The sequence below is a fragment of the Pedobacter sp. AW31-3R genome (assembly GCF_052180285.1).
Taxonomy (GTDB): domain Bacteria; phylum Bacteroidota; class Bacteroidia; order Sphingobacteriales; family Sphingobacteriaceae; genus Pedobacter.
This window is the reverse complement of sequence record NZ_CP197475.1, coordinates 430,234-443,613: the sequence shown is the minus strand read 5'-3', so window position 1 is coordinate 443,613 and position 13,380 is coordinate 430,234. Positions and strand designations below refer to the sequence as shown.

13 protein-coding genes are annotated in these 13,380 nt (G+C 40.1%); 3 read left to right on the top strand and 10 right to left on the bottom strand.

The annotated features are described in order from the left end of the window. Positions 1 to 107: 107 nt before the first annotated feature. Both ACSBL2_RS01890 and ACSBL2_RS01885 read right to left on the bottom strand, forming a co-directional pair. Complete coding sequence (locus tag ACSBL2_RS01890) at positions 108 to 1,748, bottom strand: NAD+ synthase (protein ID WP_442589990.1); 1,641 nt, start codon at positions 1,746 to 1,748, stop codon at positions 108 to 110. A gap of 5 nt (positions 1,749 to 1,753) precedes the next feature. After that, positions 1,754 to 2,431, bottom strand: coding sequence for a porin family protein (locus ACSBL2_RS01885; protein WP_442589989.1), 678 nt, complete (start codon positions 2,429 to 2,431; stop codon positions 1,754 to 1,756). A 251-nt stretch (positions 2,432 to 2,682) separates the two neighbouring features. Between ACSBL2_RS01885 and gldB the strand changes: the two genes are divergently transcribed. Both gldB and ACSBL2_RS01875 read left to right on the top strand, forming a co-directional pair. Continuing rightward, on the top strand, positions 2,683 to 3,711 hold the full coding sequence (gene gldB / locus ACSBL2_RS01880; RefSeq protein ID WP_442589988.1) for a gliding motility lipoprotein GldB: 1,029 nt from the start codon (positions 2,683 to 2,685) through the stop codon (positions 3,709 to 3,711). A 26-nt stretch (positions 3,712 to 3,737) separates the two neighbouring features. Beyond that, positions 3,738 to 4,514: a patatin-like phospholipase family protein gene (locus ACSBL2_RS01875; RefSeq protein WP_442589987.1), complete on the top strand. Its 777-nt coding sequence runs from the start codon at positions 3,738 to 3,740 to the stop codon at positions 4,512 to 4,514. A 133-nt stretch (positions 4,515 to 4,647) separates the two neighbouring features. On the opposite strand, the gene ACSBL2_RS01870 is transcribed toward ACSBL2_RS01875, so the two are convergent. The 7 genes from ACSBL2_RS01870 to ACSBL2_RS01840 form a co-directional block, all read right to left on the bottom strand. Next, a complete protein-coding gene (locus ACSBL2_RS01870; protein ID WP_442589986.1) occupies positions 4,648 to 5,364 on the bottom strand; it encodes a 2-phosphosulfolactate phosphatase in 717 nt (238 codons plus the stop codon). 52 nt (positions 5,365 to 5,416) lie between these two features. After that, a complete protein-coding gene (gcvT, locus tag ACSBL2_RS01865) occupies positions 5,417 to 6,496 on the bottom strand; it encodes a glycine cleavage system aminomethyltransferase GcvT (RefSeq protein WP_442589985.1) in 1,080 nt (359 codons plus the stop codon). Between the two features lie 42 nt (positions 6,497 to 6,538). Continuing rightward, on the bottom strand, positions 6,539 to 7,642 hold the full coding sequence (locus ACSBL2_RS01860; protein ID WP_442589984.1) for a glycosyltransferase family 4 protein: 1,104 nt from the start codon (positions 7,640 to 7,642) through the stop codon (positions 6,539 to 6,541). A 117-nt stretch (positions 7,643 to 7,759) separates the two neighbouring features. Then, the gene (locus tag ACSBL2_RS01855; RefSeq protein ID WP_442589983.1) at positions 7,760 to 8,371 is read right to left on the bottom strand and encodes a ribonuclease HII; all 612 of its coding nucleotides are present in this window, start codon (positions 8,369 to 8,371) and stop codon (positions 7,760 to 7,762) included. A 30-nt stretch (positions 8,372 to 8,401) separates the two neighbouring features. Further along, entirely contained in the window at positions 8,402 to 9,511 is a 1,110-nt protein-coding gene (locus ACSBL2_RS01850) for an ABC transporter permease (RefSeq protein WP_442589982.1), read from the bottom strand. Further along, positions 9,511 to 10,647 (bottom strand): glycosyltransferase family 2 protein, encoded by a 1,137-nt coding sequence (locus tag ACSBL2_RS01845; protein ID WP_442589981.1) that lies wholly within the window; start codon positions 10,645 to 10,647, stop codon positions 9,511 to 9,513. Before ACSBL2_RS01845 ends, ACSBL2_RS01850 begins: the two co-directional genes overlap by 1 nt. Then, positions 10,625 to 11,602 carry a hypothetical protein gene (locus tag ACSBL2_RS01840; protein WP_442589980.1) on the bottom strand — a complete coding sequence of 326 codons (978 nt, stop codon included), beginning with the start codon at positions 11,600 to 11,602 and terminating at the stop codon, positions 10,625 to 10,627. Before ACSBL2_RS01840 ends, ACSBL2_RS01845 begins: the two co-directional genes overlap by 23 nt. A gap of 45 nt (positions 11,603 to 11,647) precedes the next feature. Between ACSBL2_RS01840 and ruvC the strand changes: the two genes are divergently transcribed. Beyond that, a complete protein-coding gene (ruvC, locus tag ACSBL2_RS01835) occupies positions 11,648 to 12,211 on the top strand; it encodes a crossover junction endodeoxyribonuclease RuvC (RefSeq protein ID WP_442589979.1) in 564 nt (187 codons plus the stop codon). A gap of 366 nt (positions 12,212 to 12,577) precedes the next feature. Here the strand turns inward: ruvC and ACSBL2_RS01830 are convergent, their stop codons facing one another. After that, a complete protein-coding gene (locus ACSBL2_RS01830; protein ID WP_442589978.1) occupies positions 12,578 to 13,363 on the bottom strand; it encodes a 5'-nucleotidase, lipoprotein e(P4) family in 786 nt (261 codons plus the stop codon). Positions 13,364 to 13,380: the final 17 nt, after the last annotated feature.

Below are 13,380 nucleotides of genomic sequence, written 5' to 3'. Positions count from 1 at the left end.
GGAAATAGGAGTAAAAACAACAAAAGCGTTGGTGTATCCTGAGATCATGATACACCAACGCTTTTGTTTATAGGCCTTTTCAGTGATTTGATAAGCTTCTTCAGCGTCTAGGAAAGGTACTTTCCTACAATAGGCATCCTGCGTCCCATTCCAAATGCTTTTGGGGAGACACGTAAAATCGGTGGCGTTTGATAACGTTTAAATTCAGCAGCATTCACCATTTTTATAATTCTCCTGACCAAAGCTTCCTCATAACCCAATGCAATAATAGCTGCAGAACTTTTCTTCAGCTCAATAAACTGGTACAAAATCGCATCCAGCGTATCATAATCAGGCAGGGAATCAGAATCTTTTTGTCCCGGCCTCAGTTCCGCGGAAGGTGGTTTTACGATGGTATTCTCCGGGATCACTTCTCCATCCTTGTTAATGTAATGTGCCAGCTCATAAATCTGGGTTTTATACACATCTCCTATCACCCCTATTGCACCGCACATATCACCGTATAATGTACCATATCCTACCGCACATTCACTTTTATTGGAGGTGTTTAAAAGGATATAGCCAAACTTATTGGACATCGCCATCACCACAATGCCCCTGGTACGTGCCTGGATATTCTCTTCAGTGAGGTTGAAAGCAAGACCTTCAAATGCCCCTGCCATCATGGTATCGAAAGCATCTGCCGCCGGAGCAATGGAAACAATCTCATGTTTACAGCCAAAGTTTTCGACAAGATCAAGTGCATCTTTTACCGAATGATCGGAAGAATATTTTGAAGGCATCAAAACTGCCATCACATTTTCAGGGCCTAAAGCACGGCAGGCCAATGCACAGACAATCGCAGAATCAATACCACCTGACAACCCCAATACCGCCTTCGAAAAACCAGACTTTACAAAATAATCTTTTATTCCCAGGATCAGTGCATCATGGATCTGGGCAATATCTGGCGCGTTTTGAGGGGCGATTGGACTATATCCCTGTATTTTGTGATCGCTGAGCTTATAGGACCTTAAATGCTCCTTAAAATAAGGCATTTCATCCAGCAGATTGCCTTCCGCATCAAAGACCATCGATCCCCCGTCAAAAATGATTTCCGTCTGTGATCCTACCTGGTTCACATATAATAAAGGCAACTTATATTTTTTTGCATTATCTGACAGAACTTTCATTCTTTCATCATCATGCTGATAAGAAAATGGGGATGCCGCAATATTGATCATTACATCCGGTTCCTCTGCGATTAAGGTATCCATCGGATTCGAAACATACAAAGGGTTATTATTGATATTCCATAAATCCTCACAGATGGTAAGCGCAATTTTTGTCCCTCTGAAATTGATACAGCTGAATTGTGTCGCAGGCTCAAAATAACGGTACTCGTCAAACACATCATAGTTAGGGAGCAATGCTTTTTTTACAATGGCTTTGACTTCTCCTTCATCGATAAAATAGGCAGCGTTGTATAAATCTTTACCAGCAAACTGATCATTCTTTACAGGAAGACCTATGATACAGGCAATTCCTCTACAGTGTGCGGCAATTTCCTTTGCGGCCGCCTCACATAAAGAGATAAACTCTTCAAATTCAAGAAAATCACGTGGTGGATATCCGCAAACAGCCAGCTCTGCAAAGACAACCAGATCTGCTCCATCGGCTTTAGCCAACGCAATGTGTTCAATGATTTTTTTTGTATTGCTTTCAAAATTCCCAATATGGTAGTTGAGTTGCGCTAATGCTATCTTCATATCTTTTAAAAGAAAACCCCTAAACTTATTCCTATATAATGGTTACGCACACTCCTGTTTTTATCATCAGAAATATCTGTAAATCCGTTATTAAATGTTAATCCAGCCATTAAACTCGTACTTCCGGCTATATCATATTCAACTCCACCGCCTATAATGAGTCCGGCCCGGTAGAAGTTAATATCTTTCTTGATGGAAATATCTTTTCTAAAACTTCTTCCGTCGAGCTGTACATCCTGTCTCGCACCAATATTAAAATCATTGGAAAGACCAAACTGCCCATACCAGCGCATAAGACCTATTTTATCTGTTTTTAATTTTACAGTTAACGGGATCTCTACATACTGCAGCATATATTTAAGGTCAAATGGAGTTGCTGTACCTGTACCACCGCTTTCGGCATAATAAGGACTCGGATTGAGTTCTGTGGTCTTCCCATTGATCGTTGTAATGGTTAAACCTGTAGAGAAACTGTAATTCTCTGCGAAGTTGAAATCTGCCAGTAATCCGTAAGAAAATCCAAGATTAATACCATTGCTCGTTCCTGTTTCCGGCTTAGCCCAGCCAATTGTCGGCGATGCTGTCAGCCCAAGCCTGAATCCATAATTAGGTTCCGGACGGTACTGTGCAAAAGCACTTCCTGTTAACATACATAATAGTAACCCTGTAAAAATCTTCTTCATCTGTTTATTTATTAACGGTTATGATGTTGCTGACCATAAAAGTATTCTGCAGCCCATCTTTGTTGTTTGTACGTTTTTCTTCTCCACATCGGACTTTAGGCCGATCAGGACACAAATCGATCTGATCACTAAATTCAGAAGTCCCCCGCATTTATCATTTTTCACAATAGCCTGTAAGAACATACATTTGTTTATCTTTTAACATAAGTTGATGACAATTTCAATCTTCAACTTTTTATATTTGCTATTACATGATTTATAACGTAAAACATCAACAAATTTATCTAATTTTTCTGTGTGTAGTCACTTTTTTTTCGTGTAAACACGGCAATAAGCCTGATGTTGAGGGCATAAACCCTAATATAAAGATTGAAAGATTTGATCAGGAACTGTATAAGGGCAAATCGTCGGATATCCTGAAGACCAATCAGCAGCTCCAGAAAAAATATGGGATTTTTTATGATGATTATATTCACCGGATGGTTGGGAACAGTGATTATTCCGATGAAGAAATATTAAGCACCTTGTATAAGGACCAGGCTTATACCGATCTGAGTCATGATGTGGACAGTGTTTTTAAAAACCTTAAACCTACTGAAGAGACTTTAAACCAAACATTTAAATACATCCTTTACTATTACCCCAAAGCCAGGGTTCCCCGTTTTATTTCTTTTATTTCCGGATTTTCGGTGCAGACTCCCATAGGAGATGATTATATGGGAATAGGGCTGGATATGTTTTTAGGAAAAGACAGCAGGTTTTACAGAGCCATTGTAAAAAGTGTCCCCATCTACCTTTCAAGAAGATTTACACCTGAATATATTGTCCCCAGGCTGACGGAGACCTATGCCCGTGAAGAGCTTTTTCAACAAAAGGATGAAAACCGTTCACTATTATCAAAAATGATTGAAAACGGGAAGATACTTTATTTTATGGATCGGGTATTGGATGAAAAAGTTGCCGATTCAATTAAAATCGGTTATACCGGAAAGCAATTGGACTGGTGTAAAATGTATGAAGGAGACATATGGGCATATTTTATGGAGAATGATTTGCTTTTTGAAACTGATTTCCAGAAAATTCAGATGTATGTAAGCGAAGCTCCTTTTACTCCCGGATTGGGAGAAAAAAATGAATCAGCCCCTAAACTAGGCATATGGACGGGATGGCAGATCGTAAGAAAGTATATGGAAGAAAATCCTGAGGTGACCTTACAGCAACTCATGGCCGATCAGGATGCACAGAAAATATTAGGTGCTGCAAAGTACAAACCAAAATAAGAGGAGTATTAAATCGAAGGATAAAGATGGCTAGAGTAGGTATAGTATTGTCCGGCGGCGGAATCAGAGGTATTGCCCACCTGGGGGTATTAAAAGCATTTATTAATGCAGGTATTCAATTCAGCCACATTAGCGGCACAAGCGCAGGCGCAATTGCAGGGGCATTTTATGCTGCAGGAATAGACCCGGAAGAAGGTCTTAATATCTTCATCAAAACCAAGCTGCTGCGTTTCATCAGGCCCGCTGTAGGTGCTCTTGGCCTCATTAATATTGAAAATACCTCCAATTTATTGAAGGAGTATTTTCCGGAGGATAAAATTGAAAATCTCAAAATCCCGCTCACTATTGCGGCCACTAATTTTAGCGAAGGAAAACTTGTCTATTTTACCAAAGGACCATTAATCAGGGCTATTCAGGCTTCAAGTTGTATCCCTGGTATTTTCAGGCCGATCATGATTGAGGATCAGATGTATGTAGATGGTGGTATCCTGAACAATTTTCCGGTTGAACCTTTACTGGAACATTGTGATTTTATTATCGGATCTTCCTGTAATCACCTAAAACCGGTACAAAAGATCAGCAATTTCAGCTCCTTGGTAGGACGTGCAGGATTGATGTCAATTAATAAGGATATGGAGCAGAAGGTGAAGTATTGCAATGTGCTGATAGAACCTAAAGGAATGGGTGAGATCAGCACATTTGATATGAAAAAAGCAGAAACCATTTACTGGCTCGCCTATGAGGAAACACTGAAAACTATAAAAAATAATTTGTTGCTGAGCGATCTTGTCAACAAGACATAGCTTATGCACTAAACGACAAGCACCACGAAAAATACTGCCGGCCCGCTTTGCAGGAATGAATAAAACACAAAAGAGGGAGAATTTAAAAAACCCTCCCTCTTTACAAGATCTATTTTTTTAATAATGTTGGCACCTATTTTTTAAGCGCCACCAAGCTATCTCCTACAAGGACAGGAATAGCTTCACAGATGTTTAATTGCAAACAGAACTTTACATCTTCTTCAATATTTAATGCGACCATTCTGTGGCTATGGGAAGATTTTCCGACATAAGCCCTTAAATTATCCTTTGCCAGGGCATATAAATCTTCCGCTGCAACGCTGGCATCATCAAAAGAGACAAAGGAAGAACGCAGCTCCTGAGCCACAGCACCTGCAAATAGGGTGTCTTCCAGGTTAAACTGATCTTTCCAGCCCGCACAGAGCAACAGCACATCCCGATCCTGGACTTTCAGCCATTCGCATAAAGGTTTCAGGTTCAGAAATGATCCAATAACCACCTGATGGGCTTTCTTCGCCAGGTTTATCGCTTTGGTTCCATTTGTAGTGGTCAGTACGACAGTTTTTCCTGAAACTTTTTCCGGTGTATAGGAAAAAGGAGAATTGCCGAAATCATAGCCGGCAACGACCTCACCATTTCTTTCCGCAGCCAGTAAATAACCTTTATCTGCATAACCCAAACAATCCTCTACCTGAGCCACAGGAATGATAGCTTCTGCCCCATTATCTATTCCATAAACCATGGACGAAGTAGCCCTTAAAATATCTATCACAACGACTATGCTTTCTTCAATAGCATATAAATTAATAAGGGCGGGACTGAGACAAACTTCTATTTTCTTTCCTGACATGTATACTTGATGCGCTAATTAGATAAGGGGATAGGGTATTATTAAATCCTGTTTATTTATAAAAAGGGAACTTTACTACTTTTGCTTTAATTTTATTATTGCGGATAAGAATATAAATCTCTGTGCCTTCCTTTGCAAATTCTTTAGCAACATATCCCATTCCGATGGCTTTTTGCAGGGAAGGTGACTGGGTTCCTGAAGTCACTTTGCCAATCACATTTCCAGCCTCATCAGCAATTTCATAATCGTGACGGGGAATACCACGGTCTATCATTTCAAATCCAACCAGTTTACGTTGAACACCGGCCTCCTTTTGCGCGAGCAATGCTTCAGCATTTGTAAATGCTTTGGTAAACTTTGTTACCCATCCTAAACCAGCTTCAATTGGTGAAGTGGTATCATCAATATCATTTCCATATAAACAGAAACCCATCTCCAGACGAAGTGTATCACGTGCGCCTAAGCCAATAGGTTTAATATTAAATGATTTTCCTGCTTCAAAAACAGCATCCCATATCTGCTCTGCATGTGCATTATCACAATAAATTTCGAATCCCCCTGCACCAGTATATCCTGTAGCCGAAATCACTACATTATCCACACCGGCAAAAGTTCCTTTTTTAAAGTTATAATACTCCATAGAAGCCAGGTCGATCTCTGTCAGACTTTGCAAGGCTTCAGCAGCCTTAGGCCCCTGTATAGCCAAAAGGGATGTTTGATCAGAAATGTTATGCATCTCCACCTCTTTTGTATTGAATTTCTGGATCCAATTCCAGTCTTTCTCTATATTTGAAGCATTGACAACAAGCATATAGCTTTTTTCATCAATCCTGTAGACCAGCAAATCGTCTACAATACCACCATTTTCATTGGGAAGGTAGGCGTACTGTACCTTGCCATCATATAGTTTAGAGGCATCATTACTGATCACCCGCTGAATTAAATCCAAAGCATCTTCACCTTTAAGGATAAATTCTCCCATATGACTGACATCAAAAACACCTACACTTTTTCTTACTGTAGCATGTTCGGCGTTAATACCTTCGTATTGAACGGGCATGTTGTAGCCTGCAAATGGCACCATTTTGGCACCTAATGAAATATGTTTCTCTGTTAATGCGGTATTATTCATGTGCTATTGCGCTTAAAAATTGAGGGCAAAAGTACATAAATTTTATCCATTTACTAACCGCTGATATACACTTAACATCCTTTCAGAACTGGATGATATATTATGGTCACGCTCTGCGGTTTTCCTCGCATTTTCTCCTATTTCGCGCCATCGGTTCGGGTGTGTGATACATTGAAGAATAGAACGGTAAAATTCATCCGGTGTGTTCGCGATCATGATGTCTCTTCCATTTTTATAGTTGATGCCTTCGGCAGCATGACTGGTCGCAATAATACATTTCTGCATAGCCATTCCCTCAATAATCTTTACACGCATGCCACTGCCTGAGAGTAGAGGAACGATCATAATAGCCTTGGAATTTATAAATTCAACAGCATCAAAGATCTCCCCTTCCACTACAAGATTATCGGAATCATAATGGTAAAAATCTTCCGGCATACTTTTTCCCGCGATATAGAACCGCAGTTCGGAGTTCAAGGTCTCAATATCAGGCCATATTTCATCGATAAACCATTCCAGCCCTTCCTTATTGGGCCGGAAATCCATCGCTCCCAGATGAAATAATGTGGGAAAGCTGGTTTTGGAACTATCAATGATATACCTGTCCAGGTCAAGCGCAACAGGAAAAACGTCAAGACAGGTTTCACAACCAAAATGCAGAATATTCTGCCTGTCCTGCTCACTGATCGCGAATATCTGATGAAAGCGGTTAATCTGTTCTGTTTCATACACTTTTAATCGCCGTGCAAGAAAATGGAGGTAATGGCGCCTTGGTGTGAAACGTTCCGAATTGGCCAGCCTTTCCCAAACATCGAACAGGACATTATGTGCGCGGTAAATCAACTTTGCCTTACTGTGGTTTTTAACCACATCCAGGTAAGGAACTACATGTAAACCTTCAAACTGGATGATATCAAACTCGCTCTCCCGTAAGATATTTTCCAGTAACTTGGCCGCATCTTCATCGTAAAATCGCGACACATTATAGGAATCATTGGAGAAGATATTAAAGAATGCACCCCAGAGATTGACTTCCGTATCTATATCAAAAGAATAAAATTTGATACGCTCATAAACCGGATCATAAATATCGTCGACATCAACCCTATGCTTATTCGTATTAATACTGAACAAAGTAATATCCACCCCCAGTTTTAGTAATCCATTTATAGTGTTATAAACTACTATTGGATACCCACTATTTGGCGGAAAGGGAACTCTGTTAGTTAGGATTAAAGCTTTCAAATCGAGTCAAAATACAAATTATACTTCAGTATCAGAAAACAGAATAAGTTCAGGATTACTCAAATTAAAAGTTTTACGATGAAATGGCGTTATACCATGTTCTATAGCCGCAATACGGTGAACTTTGGTTGGATAACCTTTATTTTGTTGCCATTGGTACATCGGATAATCTACCGAAAGATTGTCCATATACTCATCCCTGTGTGTCTTTGCCAGAATAGAAGCGGCAGCAATATTTAAATATTTACCATCGCCTTTTACAATACATGAATGTGGAATTCCAGGGTATTGCTTGAACCTATTGCCATCAATACTTAAATATCCAGGCTGAATTCTTAACTTTTCTATAGCCCTGTGCATGGCCAGAAAAGAAGCATTTAATATATTAATCTGGTCAATTTCATGGTTATCCACAGCCGCCACTGCCCATGCAACGGCCTCCCGTTCAATGATTGAGCGCAGGGATACACGCTGTTTATGGCTCAGCTTTTTGGAGTCATTCAATTCCCCAGCCACAAAATCGGGCGGCAAAATTACTGCAGCAGCATATACAGGTCCTGCTAAACAGCCCCTGCCTGCCTCATCACATCCGGCTTCTAAAAATTCAAGTTGATAACAGTTTAATAACATGTCGGCAATTTACGAAATGTGTGCACAATTTTAAATAGTGGCATTCTGAGATTTCACATCAAAAACGTCCTGTAAGCCAACAGCGATTAAGTTAAACGCATATACGGTAAGCATAATGGCCATACCCGGCAGGATAGCAAGATAAGCAGCATCCATGATGATGTACCCATAGTGTTCTTTGATCATTCCTCCCCAGCTCGGCATCGGTGGCTGTGCGCCAAATCCCAGAAAACTAAGGCCCGTTTCAAGGAGTATGGCAGAGGCAAAATTGGCAGATGCCATTACCAATACCGGACCGGCAATATTTGGCAGGATATGTTTAATGATGATACGGGAAGAGGAAAAACCCAACGCCTTTGCCGCCTCTACAAACTCTACTTCTTTTAATGCCATTACCTGTCCCCGAACCAGTCGCGCCACATCCACCCAGGTGGATAATCCCACCGCAATAAATATTTGCCAGAAGCCTTTTCCCAAAGCAAATGAGATTGCTATCACCAGCAATAAGGAAGGTAAGGACCAGATGACATTCATCAGCCAGCTGATTGCAGCATCTGCTCTTCCACCATAATAACCTGCAACAGCACCCAATGTGATTCCTATACTGATGGAGATGATAACCGCCATTAAACCTACAGAAAGTGAAACCCTGATTCCGATAATCAGCCGGCTCAACATATCCCTGCCATAACCATCAGTGCCAAGCAGAAATGTTTGCGTATATAAATGTGTACGGATAAATTCCTGAGGATCTTTCCCTGCATCGTAGCGGGTCTCCACAGCCTGCTCGTCATCGCCTATATATTCTTTGACCAGGAGATATTTTCCGGAAAGCCGGTAAGAGGTGATGGGTATAGATTTAAAAACGGCTTCCTGACCATAAATCATTTTTTCAGGAATTCCCACTTTTTTGATGGAAGGATTGGTGCTGATGATCAAAAAGGTAAATTTCCTTCCTGGTTTCTTATTGCTTAGCTGGAGATGCATGGTATTGGCCATGGGTGTCTGGTCCGGCGTGATCAGATAACCCAGTACTGCCATAAGTAATAATAAAACAATAAAAATCAGTCCCGCCAAAGCAGGTTTATTCCGCTTATACCTGAGCCAGGTCTTTTTCGAAGGACTATTATTTATTTCCATTACCTGACCATTCTTCCCTTCCAGTTGTATTTTCCTGAATTTCCGGCTATGCCAATATAGATAATATACAGCACATGGAAAAGATTAAGTATAGGTAGCAGGATCAGCAGTTTTCTTCGTTTGGCAAATCCTGTTACATCCACCAGAAAGATGAATTCAGCTACTATTTTAAATACCAGCTGGGCCAGTACAATTTTCAGGTAGCTGAGCATAAATAATCCGGCTACGAGATTTAACAGGATACTCAGGTTAAAAAACCAGATGAACACACCCAGCACAATAATTGACTTGTTTTTATATCGGGTACTTTTTGATGCCCATCGTTTACGCTGCTGAAGAAATTCTGTTAAATTGGGCTTGGCATGTGTATATACAATTGCATCCCTGTTCTTTAAGAATCCGATATGGTTGTCATAACGCGCCGCCATTTTATGCAGCAACAGTTCATCATCACCTGAGGCCAGATCATCAATTCCCTGAAATCCTCCTACCTCATAAAATGCATCTTTCTCATAGGCGAGGTTTGCCCCATTACAGGTCGAAGGCTTTCCATTTCCAATAGTTGAAGCACCCAGACCGATGAGATACAGGAACTCCAGGGATTGTGAATGCTCAAAAAAACTTTTTTCCTGATCATATGCTACCGGTGAAGAAATCATCTTATAATGATTTACCTCATAAAAAGAAACAATAGTCTTCAACCAGTCTTTTCCCATGCGGCAATCCGCATCTGTCGTAATAATCAGTTTTCCACATGATCCGGCTATGGCAGTCTGAATGGCTTTTTTCTTATACGAATTTAAAGCCCTGTCTTCTTTCAGGATGATCAGCTTTACCCCTTCAGCAGCATAAGATTTTATAATTTCCGCTGTCTCGTCTGTGGAGTGGTCGTCGATAAAGATAATCTCAGTCAGCTCTTTGTCGTAATCCTGCGCCAGGAGGGCTTCGATCGTTTCATGAATTAATGCCGCTTCATTACGTGCAGCCACTATGATAGAAACTGGCGTGACTCCCCTGGAGTCTTTATAGGTAAATGGAATGAGCCGGTGCCATCCCCTTATAAAAGAGATCACAACAAGCAGGTATATAATGGTTAAAAATAAAGACAGGTAACTAACGACGTTGTAGACTTCCAAAAAAATTTAATTTAAAGACAAAATATGAACCCAATATTGCAGGAATAATAAGATTTATCAGCCATATACCAGCAGTACATGCAATAACAGCAACTTCCTGATCTGTTACAAAGCTAAAAAAATAAGAGGCAGTTACACTCCTCACCCCAATATCAAATAAGTCTAATGAGGGCAGGGTAGATTGTACAAAGAAAAGAATGCACACCATCATGAGAATATCCAGATAATGTATATCTGCAATCAGCCAGAAAAACAGGATAAAATATTGCGTACTGAAAACAAGATAACGGGCCAGGCAGAATAAAAGAATTTTGAGCAATTCTTTCTTCTGATATCTCCCTAAAATGCTGTAGAACTTCTTGTATTTGCGTGTGAACCGCATGGACAGCAACAATCCGTTTAACCAGCGGATATTGAAAAAGAAAATAAGAAAGAACAGGCAGAACATTACCGATAAGGCAATGAGTGCATAATTTAATCGATAATCCAGTCCAACAAAGCGGTAAATAAAAAAACTTAGTGCAATAGCCCCAAAGATATTGGTCAAAACCATCTGACCAATATTACCTACCGCCATGGCAACGATCCCGATGATCCTTCTTTTAGGCGAAAGGAAAAAAACCCTTCCCCCATATTCACCGATTCTGTTCGGCGTAAATACAGCCCATGTTAATCCGCAGAAAACAGATTCCAGGGCTTTCCAAAAAGAGATTTTCTCTATCTGCTGCAATAGTCTTTTCCACTTCAGGGATTCCAGTCCCCAATTCAGCAGCATAAGCAAAACGACCAGTGACAGTACCGCAATGATTTCTCTCCGGGGAATTGCCGAAAGGATAGTATTAAAGTCCTTAAGATTGTTATTTTCAGACAGCTTATCGTAGATAAACCAGAATGCAAGGATGACTATCCCACATTTCAAAAAATTAGAAAATACTACCTTATGCTTAGCGATCAATTCTTTTATGCTTTTACTCTGTACAAATATGCTTAATATTGTTCTATGTTGGCTAAAAAAAAGGAAAGGGTGATCATGGGTATAGATCCCGGTACCTCTATCATGGGGTACGGGGTGATATTGGAAAAAGGAAGTAAAATAGAATTAATCACAATGGGGATTGTTCGTATGGATCATCTCGATGATCACTTTTTGAAGCTACAACGTATCTTTGCCAAGACCGTTGGACTCGTTGATCAGTATAAACCTGATGTTGTTGCACTCGAAGCTCCTTTCTACGGAAAAAATATTCAGGTTATGCTAAAGCTGGGAAGGGCTCAGGGAATAGCCATGGCAGCAGCACTGTCGAGAGATATACCCATCGTTGAATATGCACCAAGGAAAATAAAACAAGCGATTACAGGGAATGGAAGCGCGGGTAAAGAACAGGTGGCTTCCATGTTGCAGAGATTACTGAACTTCAAAGAAACTCCAGAATTTCTGGATGCTACCGATGGACTTGCAGTAGCGGTATGCCACTCTTTTCAAAGGGTGAGTACAAGCGGCAGCGGAAAATCTTATTCAGGCTGGGCGGCCTTCGCTAAAGACAATCAAAAAAGATTAAAATAGTCTATAAAATAAAACGCCTGTAAAAGTTTAAACTCTTACAGGCGTTTATCAAATATTTTAAAATTAGGATCCTAAGATTTTAAATACCGCTTTGCAGCAGATAAATGAACCAAGGAATAAAATGATCCATGATACCAGAGATAACATATTGGAATCAAATGCAAAACGTAAATATACTCCTACCATGCAGATAACTACACCAACGATCATTAGTTTATATATCGAAGGTTGATTAGCATTTTCCATGCTTTTAGTATTGTGATTTGGCTTTTGTTCCATTGTTATGTTTTTAAATTGCTGCACAAAATTAATATTATTTATATAAAAGTAGCAAGTTGGACACAGAATAATTTCATTTCCTGTGTATTAGTAAGTTTTTAAGTGCTGAATTCTCTGTCGGGACTTTTCAGCTTCATCAAACTTCCCTTCTTTGTACAAACTTTTCTCCCAGTCACCATACATCGGATTAGGTAACACAATAAAGTGGGTACCAAATTCTTGCATCGCCCATTGTACCTGCTCCGAAGTATTCTTTCCCTCCCTATAAAATACATTTGAAAAATCACTTAAATTATCGCCACAAAGCAGCAGAACATTGTATTTCTCCATTATTTTTTGCCGCCTGGATTCTTTATCTGAACTGGTCGTTTTTACCATTAAATGGGCTTCATCTGCAAAGGGGAATCCAAATTTCTGTAGATTTCTTAAGGTCGATTGATATTCGGGTTCCGAGCGGTTGCTCACATAAAAAGTTTCTACATTTTCGGACTTTGCATAACGGAGAAAACCCAATGCACCAGGAATGGTATCTGCCGAAGCCAAATCTGTCCACCTCGTCCAATCCTTTGGATGATAACTTATCCCATGCTGTACTTCATAACCCTGAAAAGGAGAGTTATCCAATACGGTCTCATCAATATCAACAATGACGCAGTTTTTTCTGGAAGGGTCTGTAGTTTTTAACCGCACATCTAGGGAAAGTCGCGCAAAGTTATAGGCCTGAAAACATAAAGCCCTGTACTCACCTGAATATTGCTGCCAGGCAATAGCCATTGTATAGTCTTTTGCGGCTGCAGCCTGGGAACTGTTTTGTGCAAATAAGCTTACTGGAAAAAGAAGGGAAATGACCAGCGGAATAAATTTAAACTTCATATCTATATATTTCCATC

Excerpts from the sequence above, each read along its gene's own strand:
- ACSBL2_RS01890 (WP_442589990.1), bottom strand. The coding sequence starts at position 1,748 with ATGAAGATAGCATTAGCGCAACTCAACTACCATATTGGGAATTTTGAA.
- ACSBL2_RS01885 (WP_442589989.1), bottom strand. The coding sequence starts at position 2,431 with ATGAAGAAGATTTTTACAGGGTTACTATTATGTATGTTAACAGGAAGT.
- gldB (WP_442589988.1), top strand. The coding sequence starts at position 2,683 with ATGATTTATAACGTAAAACATCAACAAATTTATCTAATTTTTCTGTGT.
- ACSBL2_RS01875 (WP_442589987.1), top strand. The coding sequence starts at position 3,738 with ATGGCTAGAGTAGGTATAGTATTGTCCGGCGGCGGAATCAGAGGTATT.
- ACSBL2_RS01870 (WP_442589986.1), bottom strand. The coding sequence starts at position 5,364 with ATGTCAGGAAAGAAAATAGAAGTTTGTCTCAGTCCCGCCCTTATTAAT.
- gcvT (WP_442589985.1), bottom strand. The coding sequence starts at position 6,496 with ATGAATAATACCGCATTAACAGAGAAACATATTTCATTAGGTGCCAAA.
- ACSBL2_RS01855 (WP_442589983.1), bottom strand. The coding sequence starts at position 8,371 with ATGTTATTAAACTGTTATCAACTTGAATTTTTAGAAGCCGGATGTGAT.
- ACSBL2_RS01850 (WP_442589982.1), bottom strand. The coding sequence starts at position 9,511 with ATGGAAATAAATAATAGTCCTTCGAAAAAGACCTGGCTCAGGTATAAG.
- ruvC (WP_442589979.1), top strand. The coding sequence starts at position 11,648 with ATGTTGGCTAAAAAAAAGGAAAGGGTGATCATGGGTATAGATCCCGGT.
- ACSBL2_RS01830 (WP_442589978.1), bottom strand. The coding sequence starts at position 13,363 with ATGAAGTTTAAATTTATTCCGCTGGTCATTTCCCTTCTTTTTCCAGTA.